The organism is Nioella sediminis, from assembly GCF_001879695.1.
Taxonomy (GTDB): domain Bacteria; phylum Pseudomonadota; class Alphaproteobacteria; order Rhodobacterales; family Rhodobacteraceae; genus Nioella; species Nioella sediminis.
Genome location: NZ_MNBL01000032.1, coordinates 29224 through 46842, shown reverse-complemented (window position 1 = coordinate 46842; position 17619 = coordinate 29224). Strand labels below are relative to the sequence as shown.

Here is a 17619-nt window from a genome sequence, read left to right as displayed (position 1 = left end):
GCAAGATCCTTCCCCCGCTCAGATGGCCACTGGTGCGCTGTCATCCTCATCGGCGATATCCAGAACCACCGCCCCGCGCCGGTGGCGCCCTTCCACATGGAGATAGCCGTCGCGGATCCGATCAAACGGATATACCCGGTCGATCAGCGGCTTCAGATGCCCCTCGACCACCAGGCTTGAAAGCATCTGCACTCCGTCCCGGCTGTCGCCGTTGACATGCAGTTTCATCCGGGGCCCTCGCCCCAGACCGGACCACATCGCGCGAGGCACATCGCCCAGTCCGAAGTTCAGCGGCAGAAACAGCCCGTTTGGCGCAAGGATGCGCTTGGCCGACCGAAAGTCCATTGCACCGACAGTATCGAAAACCACGTCGAACATCGTATCACGCTGACTGACATCCTCTGTCTGGTAGTCCACGGTCTCTTCAGCGCCAAGCGCCCGGACATAGGATAGGTTCTCGCCGCTGGCGACGCCCGTGACCTCGGCCCCCAGCCACCGGGCGATCTGCACCGCGTAGCCGCCAACCCCGCCCGAAGCTCCAACGACCAGCACCCGCTGACCCGGCTGCACATCGGCCACGTCTCGCAAGAACTCCAGCGCGCACAGTGCCCCGAAGGGCAGTGCAGCGGCCTCTTGGTCCGACAGGCCGCCGGGAACGGTGGCAATCGCGCCTTCTGCCGACATCGTCATATATTCCGCATGCGCCCCGAAGCCGCTGAACCCGAACACCCGGTCACCGGGTTTGAAGCGGGTCACGCCCGTGCCGACGGCGTCGACCACACCGGCGAAATCCCCGCCCAGAACCGGTTTGCTCGGGCGGAAAAGCCCGGTCATCAGCCGCCCCGGCAGCCACAGACCACCGGGAAAGGCCGAGGCGCGCAACCGCCAGTCCGCCGTGGTGATTCCGGCCGCCGTAACGCGGACCAGAACCTCGCCCTCCGCCGCTTCCGGCCGAGGCATTTCGAACGGTCCCACAACCTCGGGGCCGCCATATCGGTGATAAACCATCGCTTTCATTTTCGGTCTCCTTCATCTCTGTTGAGGCGGGGATAGACCAATGGCCATCATGCGTGAATTGAGAGAATATGCAATCGAACCATGCATTATTGCATGAGGGTGAAAATCATCATGAAAAAGCCCCCGCCGGATCGCTCCGCCGGGGGCCACGCCTGATTAAATGAGCTTACATCGGCGGGATGGCGAAGAACATGGTCTCGCCCGAGTGATCGTCGACGCCGTCATTGTCGGTCGACACCCACATCGTGCCATCGGGCATGATCGCCAGCCCCTCGACCTTGTCCAGCACATAGCCGCCGGTCGAGGTCAGATAGGGGATCAGGTCCAGGACCACCTCATGCTCCACCACCGGCAGATCGCCGCCAAGCGGTGCGGGTACCATGTCCGCCAGTGCCACGCGGGTGATCTGCTTGGTCACCGCATTGGCGCCGATCTGGTTGTCGCGCTCGATCAGGTAGACATAGTCGCCGTGGGCCACGATCTCTGACAGGCCGACCCAACCGGTTTCGGGATCGGTCAGCTCGTAGCGCACCGCGCCCCAGTCGCCGGTAACGGTGTTGTAGGCCACCAGCTTGACGTGGTTTTCCGGATCGTCGCCCCATTCGCGCTGCACGGCCATCCACAGGGTGTCGCCCACCATGGTGATGCCCTCGAAGCCGAAACGGCGTTCCACGGCCAGCAGTTCCGCGGGCAGCGGGATCGACTGCTCGATCTCGCCATCGGCGCTGATGTGGTAGATCCCGTGCGGGATCATCCGGTCGGTGCGCCCTTCCGAGGCCACCCAAAAGCCGCCTTCACCGTCCAGCGTGATGCCTTCCAGGTCCAGCATCTGGGCCGGGCGGCCACCGCGGGTGACCGGGATCGTGTCGATGATCTGCGAGGGGCCCTCCGTCGACGGATCAATGACGAAGATCGTCGGCTGGAAGCCGTAGAAGCTGTCATTGACCGCGTAGATCAGGCCGGTTTCCGGATCGGCCACCGTACCGGAAATCGCACCCCATCCCGTCAGCTCGTCCATGCCGGCGCTAGTCAGATGCGGGTAGGCCGCCGGTGCGTCCTGGTATTCGTAGATCATGACATGGCTGCGCGCCGCACCGTCTTCCAGCCCGTCGACCTCATTGGCCGAAATCAGCAGCCCGCGCTCGGGGATCACCACGTAGCCTTCCGGCCCGATGCCCGAGGGAAGGAGTTGATCCAGAACCGGATTGGCCGGGTCGGTCACGTCATAGACACCCACAACGCTGGCCCGCTCGGCCCCCACGAAGACATAGGGTGTGCCGCCGAATACCCCGAAGGTCACCGATTCCGGCTCTACGCCCTTGGCGTCGGACCGGCGGTCGGGATAATGGCCGATCTGGACGATCGCATGTTCGAAGGAGGCCCCGGATTCGTGAACGACCGTGCCGTCCTGATGGAAGATCGTCCAGCCGCGCGATCCGCCATCCATGTCACCTTCATTGGCGGTGGCGAAGTGGCTGTCGTCGATCCAGGTCACCGCATCGGGTTCGCGCGGGCGACCGGGCTGGCTGCCGTCGAAGACCAGCGCGGCGCGTTCGTCCACGGTGTCGATGCCTTCGAGGTCCACCGCCCCGGCCGAGAAGTGGCTCAGCACCTCGCCAGCCGCGTTGAGAACCACGATGTGATTGTTTTCCTGAAGGGTCACGACGATCTCGTTTTCGCCGTTGATCGAGACGAATTCGGGCTCCGGGTCTTCCGGCGAGACCTCGGCCAGACCGGTGATGTCAGCCGTGATCATCGCGTCGCAATCCATGACGCCATCGGTCAGTGGTACAATGGCGACGTAGCCTGCGGGCATCTGGCCGGTGCGGCCGTCGCCCAGATCCTCGTCGCGCTCGTTCTCGATGGCAACGGCGATGAAGCTTGCGTCAGGTGCGGCGGCGACGCTGTCGGGCTGACCGCCAAGGTCGCAATCGCCCAGGGCGGTGCGGCTATCGACATCCAGCGCCAGCAGGTGGCCCGACGTGTTGACGTAGTCGGCCGAGGTGTTGACCCCGACATAGGCGGTCTGACCGATGACGCTGACCGAGGTCGGCTCTCCGTCCAGAGCGACCACACCGGCGGCAACGGGTGCGGCGGGGTCGGTGATGTCGATGAAGCCAAGGACTTCGGCGGGGCTGTCGGTATAGACCAGCGTCATGCCATCGGCGGTGGCGGCAATGATCTCGGACGAGGATTCCTCTGCATCCGGCGTGTTTTGCGCCACGGCAAACGAAGCGATGCGATTGAAGTTCATATCTGCCAGTGCGGGGCCAGCCATCAGGACGGCGGCGGTGCCAAGCAGAACGGTGCGATAGGTCATGTGTTGTCTCCAGCGGTTGGACATCTCCCCGTGCCGCAGACATGTGACACCAGGATCACGTCAGCATGAAAGGCTTGTGAAACCCTGCCTCGCGGCAGGGTCACAGGGGTGGCGCGTCGCCTTTCGGAAGAGCACCGTGATGAGCATGTTCTGGCAGGGCGTGAGAGGCGTTGCGGCAAGCGGCCATGCACAGAATGCAACAGATATTGCAAAATGTAATATGTGCGAATAATTTATTGCAATATAGGGATTCGAAGGGTATTGCGCTGACATGGCTTCGGGTGGCACGGGATCGACCCGTGTTTGTTTATCGGGCCTCTCAAACGGGTCGGGCAAAGAGGAAAACGCTATGTATGAAGGATTTGGCCAGTTCGTGGGCGGGGCATGGCGCGGATCGGACCAGCGGGCCGAAGTGGAGTCCCCGGTCACCGGGAAATCCCTTGGCGCCGTCCCGACTGCCCGCCCCGAAGACACGGTTGCCGCGATAGATGCCGCTGCAAAGGCGCTGCCTGCTCTTGTCGAGATGGGCGGCTTTGCCCGAGCCGACGCATTGCACCGGATCGCTGACGAAATGGCCGCGCGGGCGGATGAAGCGGCACGGATGATCTCTGCCGAGACCGGCAAGCCGATCGCGCAAGCAGGCCGTGAATGGGTGCTCTCGGTCGATCAGTTCCGCTGGTACGCCGAAGAGGCGCGGCGCATCTACGGGCGCGTTGTGGAAAGCCGCGTGCCCGGTGGTCGGTTCGAGGTCACGCGCGAACCGGTCGGCATCGTCGGGGCTTTCACCGCATGGAACTTCCCCGCGAGCCTGCCCGCCCGCAAACTGGCCCCGGCGCTGGCCGCCGGTTGCCCCGTGGTTCTGCGGCCCTCGTCCCAGACACCGGGCGTGGCGATGGTGATGGTCGACTGTATTCGTGCGGGCGGGTTGCCGGACGGGGCGGTGAACCTCGTGGTGGGCACGACGGCAAACACCTATGGCCCGATCATGGCCGATCCCCGGGTGCGCAAGGTGTCCCTGACAGGGTCCACCCGCGTGGGCCAGCAGATGATCCGCGATGCGGCAGCCACGGTGAAGAAGGTGTCGATGGAACTGGGCGGCAATGCGCCCTTGATCATTTATGACGATGCTGATCTTGATATGGCGCTTGATATGACCGTGCCCGCCAAGTTCGCCAATGCCGGGCAGGTCTGTGTCACGCCGGACCGTTTCTTTGTCCATGACAGCCTGCATGACACTTTCGTCGCCGAATTCGCCCGTCGCGCCGCTGCGATCCGGCTCGGCGACGGGCTGGACCCGGACACCGAAATGGGGCCGCTGATCAATGCGGGGCGACTGGAGGAGATTGACGTCATCGTACAGGAGGCGGTGGCCGCTGGCGCGACGCTGGAAACGGGTGGGCAGCGGGCATCCGGCTTCAATGCGGGGCATTTCTATGAACCCACTGTGCTGAGCAATGTCGCCGATGACATGCGTGTTTTCGAGGGGGAGAACTTCGGCCCCATTGCCGCGATTACCCGGTTCACCGACGAGGATATGGTTCTGGCCCGCGCCAATGCCTCGCCCATGGGCTTGTCGGCCTATGCGTTCACCCGCTGCCCCTCTCGTGCAAGGCGCACGACGCGGGCGTTGAAATCGGGCATGGTGGGGATCAACAGCTTTGCCCTTGCGGCATCCGAAGCGCCGTTCGGCGGCACCAACTTCTCGGGCATCGGGCGGGAAGGCGGCAGCGAGGGGATCGAGGATTACCTCGATACCAAGCTGGCACAGATCGTGTTCTGAAGGGGGACATCATGCAGAAGAACAAGCTCAAGGCCCTGTGGGATGCGGGCCAGCCGGCGCTGAATGGCTGGTGTTCCATCGGCAATCCCTTCACGGCAGAGATCATGGCCGCGCAAGGTTATGACAGCGTGACCATCGACATGCAGCACGGCGCGCTGGACTATGCCGCAGCCCTGCCGATGTTGCAGGCGATGAAGGCGTCGGGGGCGACCCTGATGGCGCGGGTGCCGTGGCTCGACCCTGCCGCGATCATGAAGGCGCTCGATGCGGGGGCCATGGGCATCATCTGCCCGATGATCAACACCGCTGACGAGGCCGCCGAGTTCGTCAGCTACATGCGCTATCCGCCCCTTGGGCAACGCAGTTTCGGCCCCACCCGCGCCGCCGTGGCGATGCCGGGCTATGGCGTGGCCGCCAATGACGAGGTGCTGGCGCTGGCGATGATCGAAACCGCAGAGGGTATGGAGAACCTTGAGGCAATCGCCGCGACGCCGGGTCTGGATGGCATCTATGTCGGCCCTGCCGATCTGACCCTTGGCACGCAGCAAGGACGCCTGCCACCGGGCTTCGACCGCGAAGAACCCGAGATGCTGGAACTGATCCAGCGTATCGCCGACACCTGTCGCGCCAATGGTATCCGCGCCTGCATCCATTGCGGAACGCCGGACTATGCCGCGCGGATGATCGGGATGGGTTATTCCCTGACCACCGTATCGGGCGATTCCCGCCTGTTGGCTGGTGCCGCCGCCGCGTCGGTTACCGCATGGCGGGACCGGGTGGGGCAGGACGCCAAGTCCACCGACACCGGAGGCACCTACTGATGCCCCGTCTTCTGGTTGCTGGCAAACTGCACCCGGCGGGCGAAGCCCGGATTGCCGATTTGCGCGCCGAGGGAATCGAGGTGGACTATGTGGAGGAGATCTCGGAAGAGGCCTACCTGCCCTATGTCGCAACGGCAGACGCCATGGTTCTGCGCACACAGCCCCTGACGGCGGACACAATCACCAAGGCCCCGAACCTTAAGGTCGTATCGCGCCACGGGGTGGGCTATGACGCCGTGGACCTGAAGGCGTTGAACGACCGCGGTATTGCCCTGACCATCGTAGGCGATGTCAATTCCACCTCGGTCGCGGAACAGGCGATGATGTTCCTGCTGGCGGCCTCGAAACGGGTGCTCAGGGCAGATCGCGCTGTGCGCGACCCGGCCCAATGGGGCTGGCGCAACCGGCTGGAGCAACAGGAGATCTCGGGCAAGACCCTGCTGATCGTGGGCTATGGCCGGTCAGGCCGCAAGCTGGCGAAGATGGCGGCGGGGTTCGACATGCAGGTCCGCGCCCATGACCCCTATCTGGAACGCATGGGCTGGCCCGATGGCCCGGTGCGCCCCGTTTCGCTGCACGAGGGATTGCCATGGGCCGACTGCATCTCGGTCCATATCCCGAAGAGCGACCGGCCGATCCTGGGCGCGGAGGAACTGAAGCGCTGCAAACCCGGCGTGATCATCGCCAACACCGCGCGGGGCGGTGTGATCGACGAGGCCGCGCTGGCAGACGCTCTGGCCAGCGGCCAAGTCGGCGGTGCGGGCGTTGATGTGTTCGAGGCGGAACCGCCCGGCGCCGACATGCCGCTTTCAGCCTGCGACACCGCCCTCCTGACGCCCCATGTGGCGGGGCTGACGGCAGAGGCCAGCGAGCGTATGGCGCTGGCATCCCTTGAAAACGCGCTCGGGTTCCTTGATGGAACCATCGAGCGAAGCCTTATCATCAATGCAGAGGTGATTGATGTCTGACCGCAAGACACTCCGGGTGGGCCTGATTGGCACCGGCTTCATGGGACAGGCCCATGCGCTTGGCTATGCGACGGCAGAGAAGGTCTTTGACCTGCCCTTTGGCCTGTCGTTGCACAAGGTTGCTGACGTGACCGAGGAGGCCGCCGCGAAGGCCGCCAAACGCTTCGGGTTCGATGGATGGACCACCGATTGGCGCGAGTTGCTGACCGATCCCGAGATCGACGTGATCGACATCACCGCCCCCAATGCGCTGCACAAGGAAATGGCGCTGGCGGCGATTGCGGCGGGCAAGCACGTCTATTGCGAAAAGCCGCTTGCACCGCTTTCGGCTGATGCCCGCGAAATGGCCACCGCCGCCAAGGCCGCCGGGGTCGTGACGCAGGTCGGGTTCAACTACCTGTGCAACCCGATGATGGGGCTGGCCAAGCAGATGATAGAGGCGGGCGAGTTGGGAGAGATCCGCAGCTATCGCGGCATCCACGCAGAGGACTACATGACCGATGCCAACGCGCCCCATTCCTTCCGCACCGATCCGGCAGGCGGCGGTGTGCTGGCCGATCTGGGAAGCCACGCTTTGGCCACGGCGGAATATCTGCTTGGGCCGATCACCCGCGTGATGGGCGATTGCGTGACGGCCATCGACAGCCGTCCCGATCGCAACGGGACCGCTGCGCCAGTGCTGGTCGATGACGCCTCCCGCGCCTTCCTGCGCTTTGAAAACGGCGCGTCCGGGGCCATCGAGGCCAACTGGATCGCCACGGGCCGCAAGATGCAGCATGACTTCGAGGTTTACGGCTCCAAAGGGGCTCTCATCCTCAGCCAGGAGCGGTTGAACGAGCTGCATTTCTATTCTACCGAGGATGCCCCCGGTCGGCGCGGGTTTCGCAAGATCGAAGCCGGGCCGGAGCATGACCCGTATGGGCTTTTCTGCGTCGCGCCGGGCCATCAGATCGGGTTCAACGATCTCAAGGCCATCGAAATCGCAGGCTATGTCGGGGCAATTGCCGGTCAACAGCCGGAACCCTTCGGATTCGATGCCGGGACTCGTATTCAGCATCTGGTGGAAACGATCCTCGCATCCTCTGCCGATGGGGGCTGGAAAGCGGTCTGATCCGGCCTGTCGAGGAAGCCGAGGCTGCGCCATTCCCCCCGCGCCCCGTGCGCGGAGATGAAGCCCGTGCAGAGGCTACCCGGTGTCCGGTCCGGCCAGCCGCGCGAAATCCTGCATGTCTGCGGCGGCTTCCCGGATCGCCAGGGCCAGCAGGTCGGCGCCGTGTTCGGGCCTGGCCAGCTCCGACCATGACCCGACCCGCCCGCAAGGAAATTCGGCCCGGTGGTCTTCCGGTGGTCCGTGACGGTCTCCTGCATGGGCGGCGCGGAAAGCGGCGTCGAGCGCCCTTGGTGCGGGCAGGGGCGCGCGGTCGATGCGGCGGTGCCGGGCCTGGGTGATCGCGATCTCGGACGGGGTGGCGTGCATGCCTTCCCAGTCGCCGTAGAGGCTTTGCCTCAGGGCATTCGTTTCGGGGTAGTCCCACCACGAGCGGATTCGCATCGCCAGGGGCGCGGTTTCGGCCAGTGCGCGCATCGGGGCCAGGTTGGCGCCGTGTCCGTTCAGAACGTAGAGCCGCCGAAAGCCTTGGGTGGCGAGCGAGGCGATGATGTCGGACAGAAGGGCCGAAAAGGTCGCTTCCGAGACCGAGATCGTGCCGGGGAAGGCCATGTTGAACGGTGCGGGCGTGTAGGCCACCGGCGGCAGCATGATCGTGCCCGAAAACGCCGCCGCGCCCTCGGCCACGGCGGTGGCGCAGAGCGCGTCCGTGCCGATCAGCCCGATCGGCCCGTGCTGTTCGGTGGAGCCAACGGGCAGCACCACGTCGTCGCGGGTTTCAAGATAGGTGCCGACCTCTTCCCAGCTCATTTCCTGCAGGTTCATGCGGCCCCCGCCTTCTGTGCGGCCCAATCGGCAAGCACGGCCCGGTAGGTGGCAAGATGGGTCGCCGTGGCTGGCACCCCGTCGCCCGCCCGGATCAGCGCGGGCAGGGGCAGGTGGAGCCCAAGAACCTCGTCCAGTGTTTCCAGAACCGTGCCCACGGCCCAGATTCCGCAATCGGGCAGGCCGGGTGTGGAGAGGCCGGAAAGGTACGGCCCATCCCCGGCAAGCTTCTCCAGAATTTCCAGCGGGCGCAGGATCGCATCGCGCGCGACTTCCGGCACGGGCTGTCCGGCCCCGACCAGCGGGAACAACGCGCGCACCGCCGGTTCCAGCCGCGTATCGACCAGCCGCGAGAGGGCGCGGGCGCGTGCCCTTGCGCGTGGTTCGGCGGGCAGCAGAGGGCGCCCGATGCCGGTCTCATCCAGGTATTCGACGATAGCGTCAGACTCGGTCAGCACGAAATCGCCTTCCACCAGCGCCGGAATCGTCCCTTGTGGCACGATTGCCCTGTAAGTGGCGCTGGCATAGCCGCCCGGCGGCGGCGTTTCCGGCAGAACGACCCCCTTCAGGGCCAGCGCCAGCCGCAGTTTGCAGCTGTAGACGCTGATCGGAAGGCCGTAGAGGATGCGTTCAACCCCGGCCATGAACCCCGGTTCCCATCCGTCGTTCCATCACCCGCACGCCCCAGGACACCAGCAGGATCAGGATCAGGTATTCCAGCACGAGGAAACTGTAGATTTCCAGCGGGCGGAATTCCGTCAGCGTCAGCTCGTTCGCGCGGCGCGTCAGTTCCTGGAAGCCGATCACCGACACCAGCGACGACATCTTGAGGATGTAGACATACTGGTTGCCGAGCGCGGGCAGAACCGCGCGGATCACCTGCGGAAGGATCACCAGCCGCATCGTCTGCCATGGTGACAGGCCGAGACTGCGCGCCGCTTCGCCCTGCCCGACCTTGATGGATTGCAGGCCCGAGCGGAAGATTTCCGAGGTGAAGGCGCTGTCCGAAATCGCAAGACAGATCAGGCCCGTGATGAAGACCCCGAACTGGATGCCGGTCAGCGATGGCAGGCCGTAATAGACCCACAGGATCATGACCAGCAGCGGGATCGAGCGGAAGAATTCCACATAAACCCGGCTCAGGCGATGCACCCACCGGCGCTTCGATATGCCCATCAGTGCCACCAGGAGCCCGATGGCCAGCGAGATCATCATTGCCAGGGTCGAGATCGAGATCGTCGCCCAGAACCCCATAAGCAGGAACGAGAGGTTGGCTTGCCCCCGCCCGTCGGCAGGCGACAGGATATACCAGGCGAACGTATAGCCCCCGCCCGAACCGGAGCCCGAGCAGCCGGCAAGAACCAGCACCGCAACCGCAAGGAGCGCTGGCAGCCGCCAGCGCCCCCGGGCTTCGAAAGAAGCTTTGGTCATGTCTTGCTCAGCTCTGGCCAAGCCACCGGCGATTGAGCCCGTCGAAGAAGCCCTCGGTCCGTTTCAGCGTGACCCAGGTGTTGACGAAGTTCAGCCAGACCTGATCGTCCTGCGCCACGACGTAGGCGAAGGGCCTGCGGTTGCGCATCTCGGAGCCTGGCACGAGAATGCGCAACTCCGGGAAGCGGGACACGAGCGTCCCGCCCTCGACATTCGATGTGATGGTAACGTCGGCACGGCCCGACAGAACCTCCTGGAAACCGGTTGCGGGCGACTGCACCCCCTGGATGTCGGCATCGGGGAAATGGGCGCGGGCCTGTTCCTCGAACACGGTGCCCATGGACACCGCAACCCGCACACCGGCCTGGTTGATCGATTCCCAGGTTTCGAAGCGGCCTGCATTTCCGGCCAGCGACAGTGGCACTGTCCCCGCCTCGGTATAGGGCACCGAGAACGCCGCAACGCGCGCGCGGGAAACATTGACCGACGCGCCCGAGAAGATGTCATAGCGGTCGGCGGCGATACCCGCGGTGATCGTGGCCCATTCGGCGACCACCCATTCGATCTCGACCCCGAGGTCGGCGGCAAGCTGCGTCATCGCCTCGATGTCATAGCCCGCGCGGCTGTTGGTGGCCGGGTCGCGGAAGGACATCGGGTTGAAGTCCCCGGTGGTGCCGACCCGCAAGGTGCCGCTGCTGAGAATGCGCTCAAGGCGCGATTCCGCGATATGGGCCTCGGCTGGCGTGGTGCTGGCCAGCATCACCCCCCCGGTTCCAAGCGCGGCAGCAACGAAAACATCCCTTCTGTTCATGATTGTCATCCCCTGTTGTTGTGTGTTGGTAACGAAGCCCTGTGGCAACACGCCCAAGAGCGGCCTTGATCCCGCACCGGAAGACGTGGCCGGGGCAGGCTTTCCGTGTGTCTGACCGGTGATCTCGAATCATTCCGGTCGTGTCGGGGTCGGACAGCCCCCCAGTGTTTCAGGAATTCAGAAGTCAGGTTCGCCCGATGGTCCCGAGAATACATCATAGGGCGATATTCCCGGTGGGAAAGGTTGCGGTGCTGCAGCCTTTGAAAAGCCTGCGCAAGGCGGCGGGGCCATGCACAAATCCAGCGCTACGGTGACGCGTCGCCATGTTCCGACCCCTAGGTGCGTTGCGTGGTGTTTAACATGCTTGCAGGTGATGCAATATCGCGTCAAGAAAAATGTCAGCGAGTTCGAAATTGTGATCAGGGTGGACAGCCCGTGACGAACTGCCAATCCCGCCCGTCTTGCCTTCGGCGGGGTCGGAACGCTTTGCTGGAGCTGTGGCGTGATCTTGGTCGAATGAATGCCGACACGGAATGCCTGACCTGTCGGCCCGAACCGAACCTCTGGCAGAGTTGATTATCGCTATCAAAGGGCCTGGGTTCGGATGGCGATGCTTTTCCGCGCGATGTCATGGAGGTCACGGCGCGTTTCCGGCCATGCCGCGCCGGTGCGGGACCAACCCGGAGCGGCAAATCCCTGGACATGCCCGCACCGCGCAAAATAGCGCGGTGCGGGCATTTCATCCGTGAGTGTTTGGGCGCGGATCAGTTCTTGGTTTTCGAAGCCGGATGCAGGAAATCGATCCAGTGCGGAGCAGGCTCCGACGCGGACCGGCGGCGGGTGCCGGGAAACAGATCGCGCAGATCGAATGCAGCCATGAGAAAGCTGAAGGCGTGCAGATTGTGGGGCGTGTTGGGCATGGAGACTGTCTTTCGGAAAGAAGGGAGGTTCAGCCCGCGCCCCTACGCGTCTGCCTGATTTTTCACCACAGTTGAATCCGCAACCCCGGATTGCCCTGCCTGCAATGGTTTGATGCTCAAATGATCCGGGGTTCTGCGCGCCATCGTGAACTGAAGGGGAAGCCCGGCAGGGGGCTGACGGGGCAAAGGCATCGGCATGGGGCGCCCTCTCAGGTCAGCAGTTCCCGCAAGGTCAGGGCCATCACCTTGGCGCTGTCCATCATGTCCTGCACCCCAACCCATTCATCAGGCTGATGCGCGAGGTCGAGAATGCCCGGCCCATAGGCAATGCAGTTCTTCAGCTTGCCGATCCGGTCGATATGCTTCTGGTCATAGGTGCCCGGGGACACCACGAATTCCGCCTGTTTGTGCAGTACCTTTTCAATGGCGGCCTGCACGGTTTTCACGACCGGTGCATCCTCGTCCGTCATCGATGGGATCACCTCGAACAGATCGCGGATGTCATATTCGAAATTCGGGCGACTGGCCTTGATCCCTTCCAGCATCCGGCTGACCTCCGCCTTTACCTCGGTCAGATCCTCCTCGATCAGGAAGCGCCGGTCGATGACGATGCGGCAGCGATCGGCGACGCAGGGCGCGGGCAGGCCGGTGTAATCCGCGTCCTGCTCCGGTTCGCCCCCATGGATCGAGTTCACATTGAGCGTGGATTGCTTGGCCCCTTCCGGCACCACTGGCATCTCCGTGCGCTTGCCCGCCAGCAATGGGTAAAGCGTGCGTTCCATCTCCTCCAGCACCGCGCCCATATGGCGGATGGCGCTGTCACCGAGGAAGGGCATGGACCCATGGGCGATGCGCCCCTTGGTCTCGATTTCGGCCCACCAGACACCGCGATGGCCTAGGCAGATGCGGTCCTTGTTCAAGGGTTCGGGGATGATCACATGCTGGACCTTTTCGGGCGAGAACCAGCCATGCTCCGCCAGATAGGCCACGCCGCCATAGCCGCCCGATTCCTCGTCGGCCGTGGCGCTGATCTCGATAGCGCCGGAATAGTCGGGGAAAGCCGCGATGAACGCCTCCGCCGCAATCACCGACGCCGCCAGCCCGCCCTTCATGTCGCAAGTGCCGCGCCCGTAGATGCGCCCGTCCTTCAGCTCGCCGCCGAACGGGTCCGTCGTCCAGCCATGGCCCACTTCGACCACGTCATGATGGCTGTTGAAATGCACACACTCGCCGGTGCCACCCGCCCCCTGATGGCGCGCCACCATGTTCCAGCGCTGATATTTCTCGCTGTCGGCGGGTGCCCCACGGGCGCGGATCATGTCGACGTGAAACCCCTTGCGCCGCAGCCGGTCGCCGAGGAAATCGCAGATATCGTGGTAGTGCAGCCCCGGCGGGTTCAGCGTGGGGATGCGCACAACGTCTTGCGTCAGGGCAATCAGCTCCGCCTCGCGGGCGGCAATCTCTGCAAACAGGCGGTCTAGGCTGGGATCATCTCTCATGGGCTGCACTTTGCGCCCAAGGCCATCATGCCGCAAGCCCTCGCATTTGGCTTGGCGCTCCCCATCTGACAGGATAGGGAAAGGCCATTCGACGGGAAGGATTTGACCGATATGAGATGGGTTCGCTGGATTGTCCTGCTGCTGATCGCGCTCTTCATTGGCGGGTTCCTGCACTACACGCTGCCCGGCCGCGACATCGTGCGGATCACGGGGACCGAGATCATCCGGGCGGACCTCTCTGGCTGGAACCGGATGTTCTATGCCCGCTCGGACACCGGAAACACCGACGGCACCAACCGCGATCTTCGGCTGATCAACACGACCCAGCCCGATGGCGATGTCAGCGTCTATCGGAACGAGGACACCGGCTTTGGCTGGCCACCCTATTTCAAGCTCGACAGTTCCAACCTGCACGCGGAGGCAGCGGATCTGACCAGCACCTCGGCCAATCCGCAATGGGTGATGATCACCCATTACGGCTGGCGCATGCCGGCGCTGTCGATCTATCCCAATGCGGTCGCGATCCGCGCGGTGGACGGTCCCGACGCCAGCGTCTTCCCGTGGCTCAATATCGTGATCCTCGTTCTGCTGGCCGCGTTCTTGTTCTTCCTCTGGCGGCTCTGGGAACGGTTCGAGGACCGCGTGATCGATCCAACGGTCGATTGGGTTCTGGTCCGGTGGGCCAAGCTGAAGGACCGCGTCTCGGGGCGCTGAAGGCCTCTATCATCCCGGCTCGGGCAGGCGTTTGAATGGGCCGCGCGTGCAGCTTCAGGAAGGCAGCGTCCTGTAGCTGGCCGGTTCCATGATGCGCAGGAACTGCACGGCCAGCACCCTGGCGGCACTGTCCCTTGCAATGCGGGTCAGGCAGAGAAGCCCGGTATGACGGTCGCAGGCCAGCGCGACGGAGTCGCCCATGCTGGTGACCTCGGCATGCAGCCGGTCCTCCAGTGTTGCCGTTGGCAGGTCGAGCGCGTGGAGGAGGGGGAGGAACTCCACCGGCTGATCCTCGTCCATCGTGGGCACCAGCCCGGCATCAATCAGGATCATTTCCAATGCGATCCGCTCTCCACTGGATTTGAGCGTTCGACCAAGCGCCTGTACCCGGCCCGAGAAGAATTCCCGCTCCGCGTCAACCGGGTCACGCAAGTCCAGCCGGGCGCGAAACGGCTCAAGCGGCAGGGGGGTCGCATCCGGCAGGAACAGGCGGCGCAGGTCCGGCGGGGCAGACGGCATTGCCGGTTCGGGGTCTGCCACCACGGTGCCGCGCCCCGGTTTGCGGCTGAGATGGCCCATGGCCTCGACCGACATCAGCGCGCGGCGCATCGTGCCCTGGCTGACGCCGAATTCCTCGGCCAGTTCAAACTCATTCCCGAGGCGCATGCCGGCGGGCCATTCACCGGATGTGATCCGGCGCAACAGTTCGGTCTCGGCTTGTTTGTAGAGGGGCACGCGGGCCATGGTCGTCTCCGGTCTTTCTTGTAGAGGATCTGGCCCGCAGGCTTTGGTCAATTGAGATGGCCAATGAGCCGCGCATGGCGGTCGAAAGCGGCGATGGTTGCCCCCAATGTGGGCAGCTCTGCCGCTTCCATCATCGGAATCATTTTCGCGAAGGCCGCTGCCGTGCCGATGGCGTCGCCGATGGCGGTGTGGCGGTCGTCCTCGGGGATGGTGATGGCGAGCCGGGTGCAGAGCGCATCGAGCGTGTGTTCAGCGGATTGGCCGAAGAGGATAGCGGAAAACAGCACCGTATCCAGAATGGGCTGGTCGAAGCGCAACCCGATCTCGGCTTCGCGGCGTTGCAGGAAGGCCATGTCGAAGGGCGCGTTATGCGCCACCAGCACGTTATTGTCGGCGAAGCGGTGGAAGCGGGTCAGCGCCTCTGCCACACCGGGCGCGCCCTGAACCATCTCGTTGGTGATGTGGTGGACGGCGGTGGAGGCGGTGGGGATCTTGCGGCCGGGATCGACCAGCATGTCGAAGCGTTCATCGGGGCGGATCCGGCCATTCACGACACGCACGGCGGCGATCTGGCAGATCTCGTCCACCTGCGGGTTGAGGCCGGTGGTCTCGGTATCGAAGATCACGAAATTCAGCTTGCTGAGCGGGGCCTGAGACAGCTCTTTCGGCAGGTCCGCGTGCAGCAGGTCGAAATCATACTGGATGGCGCGGGCGGGAAGCGTTTGTTTGGGGGCGGCGAGTGGCATAGAAAACTGTAGCGCGGAACGACCCTCTGCGCCGTCGCCCAATGTCACGCGGGTGCCATGGGTGGTCTGCACGTCACCGCCCGAGAAGGACGCGAAACCGGGGGAAAGCGGGGCGGAGAGCCAGTCTGTCAGGTCGGATCGGTCGGGCGCGGGGGCGTTGGATTCGAGGCTGAGGGTCACGGCGCTGTCGCCCAGTTGCGCGAGGCGCAGGGTAAAGGCGGTAGCCCCCTGGCCGGACCATCCAAGCGCCAGACGTTCCAGCATTCGGGTAACCGCGTAGCCGTCGCAGCGGATGCGGCGGGTGGGCAGGTCGAGGGTCAGCGCCACGTCCTTGCGGGCGAGACGGGCGCGCAGGGCGGCGCCCAGATCGGTGAGCGGCAGCGCCTCCATCGGCCACCACTGGGTGTCGGTTGCGGCCTTGCGGGCGGCGATATCGGAGAGCGTTTCACTGAGGGTGGATTTCTGCGGCTCCGGCAGGGCAGGGAGCACGTCATCGGTCGCGTCAATCAGCCGGTCGAGCAGCGTGGCGCGTTCGGCATGAACCTTGAGATCTTTCGACACGTCGCGGAGGCTGAGCACATAGCCCGGACCGCTGGTTTCCTGCCCTTCGAGATAGAGCAGCCGAATGCGTGCCTCCAGCAGTCGGGCACCGCGGCGGGTGGCACAGAGGATGTCGGCGCCCTCGGTTTCGCCAGCCTCCAGCAGCCGGGTATAGGCTTGCAGGATCGGCCCCGGCATCAGCAGGTGGCGAACGGGGCGATTGAGGCCGAGCGCCTCCGTATGGCCCAGGATCTCCACCGCGCGGGCATTGTAGAGCACCACGGAATGATCGGGCGTGCAGAAAAGGACGCCATCGGGCGCTTCGGCCAGCAGGGTTTCGAGGCGGGATTTCTCAAGCGACAGCCGCGCGGTTTCGCGGCCCACGGCCATGGCCATGGCGTTGCGCGTTTCGGTCAGGTTGGCCGTCACGGCGGCGGCAGCGGTGCCAAGGTCGCCCAGGTAGCGGGCGGGGGCGTGGTCGATCTCCTGCTCCACATCCGCATGGGCGCGGGCGCGCATATCGGCGGCCAGCCGTTCCACCGGGCGGGCGACGTTTTCGTCGAACAGGACCCAGACCCAGGTAGTCAGACCGAAGATGGCGACGACGCCAATCAGCCCGGCAATGACGAAGGCAGAGAGAGCGTGATCCTCGCCCAAACGGATATAGCCAAGCGTCAGCCCCGCGATGGCGAGGGCCGAGGTCGCGACGGCAAGGAACGCGAAGAAGAGGAAGATGCGCAGACGCAGGGAAAGCTGGGTGAACATGTGGTTGGGGCCTCCTCCTTGCCCCTTTGGTGCGTGGCGGATCGGGGCGGTCGCGCGTCGCCCCGGACCGGATCGGGTTAGTCCGCGACCCCCCCGCCGCAGACGGATTGCAGGATCGGGTCGGAGGCCTCTACCTCCAGCCAGCTGGCATTGGTGGGCTGGCCATCGTCGCCGAATTCGGTTTCGGCATTCACGTCGGCCCGGCGGCTATTGGCGCAGTCGACAAGGATCGGGCGGATGACCTCGGGCTGCCAGCGTTCGTGGATGCGGATCTGCACCGCCAGAACGCCGGAGCCGGTCGCGGTTTCGACCGTTTCCGAGGGTGAATGGGCGATGAAGCCCCGCACCCATGGGTTGACAAAGGTCCAGGGCTGATACCAGGCCTGCTGCGTGCGTTCGGAGATGACCTGCGTATCGGCGGGCATCGTGTCCAGCACATTGCTGTACCAGCCATATTCCAGAGCGATGGTCGAGACGATCATGGCGAGACCGGCGGCAACCGGAATGATCCCCTTTGGCAGGCGATTGCCGCTCAGGTGGCGTAGGGCCAGTCCGGTACCGGCGCCGACAAAGCCAGCGACGAAAGCGGTCAGAAGGGTCCAGAACATGG

At 64.5% G+C, this 17619-nt stretch carries 16 protein-coding genes; 5 read left to right on the top strand and 11 right to left on the bottom strand.

What is annotated here, in order from left to right; translation table 11 throughout:
• Positions 1–18: 18 nt before the first annotated feature.
• Both BKY26_RS03905 and BKY26_RS03900 read right to left on the bottom strand, forming a co-directional pair.
• The gene (locus tag BKY26_RS03905; RefSeq protein WP_071689092.1) at positions 19–1017 is read right to left on the bottom strand and encodes an NAD(P)-dependent alcohol dehydrogenase; all 999 of its coding nucleotides are present in this window, start codon (positions 1015–1017) and stop codon (positions 19–21) included.
• A 166-nt stretch (positions 1018–1183) separates the two neighbouring features.
• On the bottom strand, positions 1184–3337 hold the full coding sequence (locus tag BKY26_RS03900; protein WP_071689091.1) for an esterase-like activity of phytase family protein: 2154 nt from the start codon (positions 3335–3337) through the stop codon (positions 1184–1186).
• A gap of 349 nt (positions 3338–3686) precedes the next feature.
• Here BKY26_RS03900 and BKY26_RS03895 point away from each other — a divergent pair, with 349 nt between their 5' ends.
• From BKY26_RS03895 to BKY26_RS03880, 4 genes are read left to right on the top strand one after another with little or no spacing between them, the layout of a single operon-like run.
• Positions 3687–5117, top strand: a complete 1431-nt coding sequence (locus BKY26_RS03895) for an NAD-dependent succinate-semialdehyde dehydrogenase (RefSeq protein ID WP_071689090.1) — start codon at positions 3687–3689, stop codon at positions 5115–5117.
• 11 nt (positions 5118–5128) lie between these two features.
• A complete protein-coding gene (locus tag BKY26_RS03890) occupies positions 5129–5938 on the top strand; it encodes an HpcH/HpaI aldolase family protein (RefSeq protein ID WP_071689089.1) in 810 nt (269 codons plus the stop codon).
• On the top strand, positions 5938–6906 hold the full coding sequence (locus BKY26_RS03885) for a hydroxyacid dehydrogenase (protein ID WP_071689088.1): 969 nt from the start codon (positions 5938–5940) through the stop codon (positions 6904–6906). Before BKY26_RS03890 ends, BKY26_RS03885 begins: the two co-directional genes overlap by 1 nt.
• Positions 6899–8017: a Gfo/Idh/MocA family protein gene (locus BKY26_RS03880; RefSeq protein WP_071689087.1), complete on the top strand. Its 1119-nt coding sequence runs from the start codon at positions 6899–6901 to the stop codon at positions 8015–8017. The genes BKY26_RS03885 and BKY26_RS03880 overlap by 8 nt, the downstream gene beginning before the upstream one ends.
• A gap of 75 nt (positions 8018–8092) precedes the next feature.
• On the opposite strand, the gene BKY26_RS03875 is transcribed toward BKY26_RS03880, so the two are convergent.
• The 6 genes from BKY26_RS03875 to BKY26_RS03855 form a co-directional block, all read right to left on the bottom strand.
• Positions 8093–8839: a creatininase family protein gene (locus BKY26_RS03875; protein WP_071689086.1), complete on the bottom strand. Its 747-nt coding sequence runs from the start codon at positions 8837–8839 to the stop codon at positions 8093–8095.
• Positions 8836–9483 (bottom strand): glutathione S-transferase family protein, encoded by a 648-nt coding sequence (locus BKY26_RS03870; RefSeq protein WP_071689085.1) that lies wholly within the window; start codon positions 9481–9483, stop codon positions 8836–8838. The genes BKY26_RS03875 and BKY26_RS03870 overlap by 4 nt, the downstream gene beginning before the upstream one ends.
• A complete protein-coding gene (locus tag BKY26_RS03865) occupies positions 9470–10270 on the bottom strand; it encodes an amino acid ABC transporter permease (protein ID WP_083431310.1) in 801 nt (266 codons plus the stop codon). Before BKY26_RS03865 ends, BKY26_RS03870 begins: the two co-directional genes overlap by 14 nt.
• Before the next feature lie 7 nt (positions 10271–10277).
• A complete protein-coding gene (locus BKY26_RS03860; RefSeq protein ID WP_071689147.1) occupies positions 10278–11081 on the bottom strand; it encodes a transporter substrate-binding domain-containing protein in 804 nt (267 codons plus the stop codon).
• 764 nt (positions 11082–11845) lie between these two features.
• Positions 11846–12001, bottom strand: a complete 156-nt coding sequence (locus tag BKY26_RS20160; protein WP_158514296.1) for a hypothetical protein — start codon at positions 11999–12001, stop codon at positions 11846–11848.
• Between the two features lie 209 nt (positions 12002–12210).
• Positions 12211–13500 carry an acetylornithine deacetylase/succinyl-diaminopimelate desuccinylase family protein gene (locus tag BKY26_RS03855; protein ID WP_071689084.1) on the bottom strand — a complete coding sequence of 430 codons (1290 nt, stop codon included), beginning with the start codon at positions 13498–13500 and terminating at the stop codon, positions 12211–12213.
• A gap of 111 nt (positions 13501–13611) precedes the next feature.
• On the opposite strand from BKY26_RS03855, the gene BKY26_RS03850 reads away from it, so the two are divergent.
• Positions 13612–14214: a DUF1523 family protein gene (locus tag BKY26_RS03850; protein ID WP_071689083.1), complete on the top strand. Its 603-nt coding sequence runs from the start codon at positions 13612–13614 to the stop codon at positions 14212–14214.
• Between the two features lie 54 nt (positions 14215–14268).
• Here BKY26_RS03850 and BKY26_RS03845 read toward each other — a convergent pair whose 3' ends face one another.
• From BKY26_RS03845 to BKY26_RS03835, 3 genes are all read right to left on the bottom strand, one after another.
• Positions 14269–14958 (bottom strand): GntR family transcriptional regulator, encoded by a 690-nt coding sequence (locus BKY26_RS03845; protein WP_071689082.1) that lies wholly within the window; start codon positions 14956–14958, stop codon positions 14269–14271.
• Positions 14959–15005: 47 nt separating this feature from the next.
• Positions 15006–17009: a 3'-5' exonuclease gene (locus BKY26_RS20600; protein WP_071689081.1), complete on the bottom strand. Its 2004-nt coding sequence runs from the start codon at positions 17007–17009 to the stop codon at positions 15006–15008.
• 77 nt (positions 17010–17086) lie between these two features.
• On the bottom strand, positions 17087–17617 hold the full coding sequence (locus tag BKY26_RS03835; protein WP_071689080.1) for a hypothetical protein: 531 nt from the start codon (positions 17615–17617) through the stop codon (positions 17087–17089).
• Between the last annotated feature and the right edge of the window lie 2 nt (positions 17618–17619).

Excerpts from the sequence above, each read along its gene's own strand:
- BKY26_RS20600 (WP_071689081.1), bottom strand. The coding sequence starts at position 17,009 with ATGTTCACCCAGCTTTCCCTGCGTCTGCGCATCTTCCTCTTCTTCGCG.
- BKY26_RS03860 (WP_071689147.1), bottom strand. The coding sequence starts at position 11,081 with ATGAACAGAAGGGATGTTTTCGTTGCTGCCGCGCTTGGAACCGGGGGG.
- BKY26_RS03900 (WP_071689091.1), bottom strand. The coding sequence starts at position 3,337 with ATGACCTATCGCACCGTTCTGCTTGGCACCGCCGCCGTCCTGATGGCT.
- BKY26_RS03905 (WP_071689092.1), bottom strand. The coding sequence starts at position 1,017 with ATGAAAGCGATGGTTTATCACCGATATGGCGGCCCCGAGGTTGTGGGA.
- BKY26_RS20160 (WP_158514296.1), bottom strand. The coding sequence starts at position 12,001 with ATGCCCAACACGCCCCACAATCTGCACGCCTTCAGCTTTCTCATGGCT.
- BKY26_RS03890 (WP_071689089.1), top strand. The coding sequence starts at position 5,129 with ATGCAGAAGAACAAGCTCAAGGCCCTGTGGGATGCGGGCCAGCCGGCG.
- BKY26_RS03895 (WP_071689090.1), top strand. The coding sequence starts at position 3,687 with ATGTATGAAGGATTTGGCCAGTTCGTGGGCGGGGCATGGCGCGGATCG.
- BKY26_RS03875 (WP_071689086.1), bottom strand. The coding sequence starts at position 8,839 with ATGAACCTGCAGGAAATGAGCTGGGAAGAGGTCGGCACCTATCTTGAA.
- BKY26_RS03885 (WP_071689088.1), top strand. The coding sequence starts at position 5,938 with ATGCCCCGTCTTCTGGTTGCTGGCAAACTGCACCCGGCGGGCGAAGCC.
- BKY26_RS03865 (WP_083431310.1), bottom strand. The coding sequence starts at position 10,270 with ATGACCAAAGCTTCTTTCGAAGCCCGGGGGCGCTGGCGGCTGCCAGCG.
- BKY26_RS03880 (WP_071689087.1), top strand. The coding sequence starts at position 6,899 with ATGTCTGACCGCAAGACACTCCGGGTGGGCCTGATTGGCACCGGCTTC.
- BKY26_RS03855 (WP_071689084.1), bottom strand. The coding sequence starts at position 13,500 with ATGAGAGATGATCCCAGCCTAGACCGCCTGTTTGCAGAGATTGCCGCC.
- BKY26_RS03845 (WP_071689082.1), bottom strand. The coding sequence starts at position 14,958 with ATGGCCCGCGTGCCCCTCTACAAACAAGCCGAGACCGAACTGTTGCGC.
- BKY26_RS03870 (WP_071689085.1), bottom strand. The coding sequence starts at position 9,483 with ATGGCCGGGGTTGAACGCATCCTCTACGGCCTTCCGATCAGCGTCTAC.
- BKY26_RS03850 (WP_071689083.1), top strand. The coding sequence starts at position 13,612 with ATGAGATGGGTTCGCTGGATTGTCCTGCTGCTGATCGCGCTCTTCATT.
- BKY26_RS03835 (WP_071689080.1), bottom strand. The coding sequence starts at position 17,617 with ATGTTCTGGACCCTTCTGACCGCTTTCGTCGCTGGCTTTGTCGGCGCC.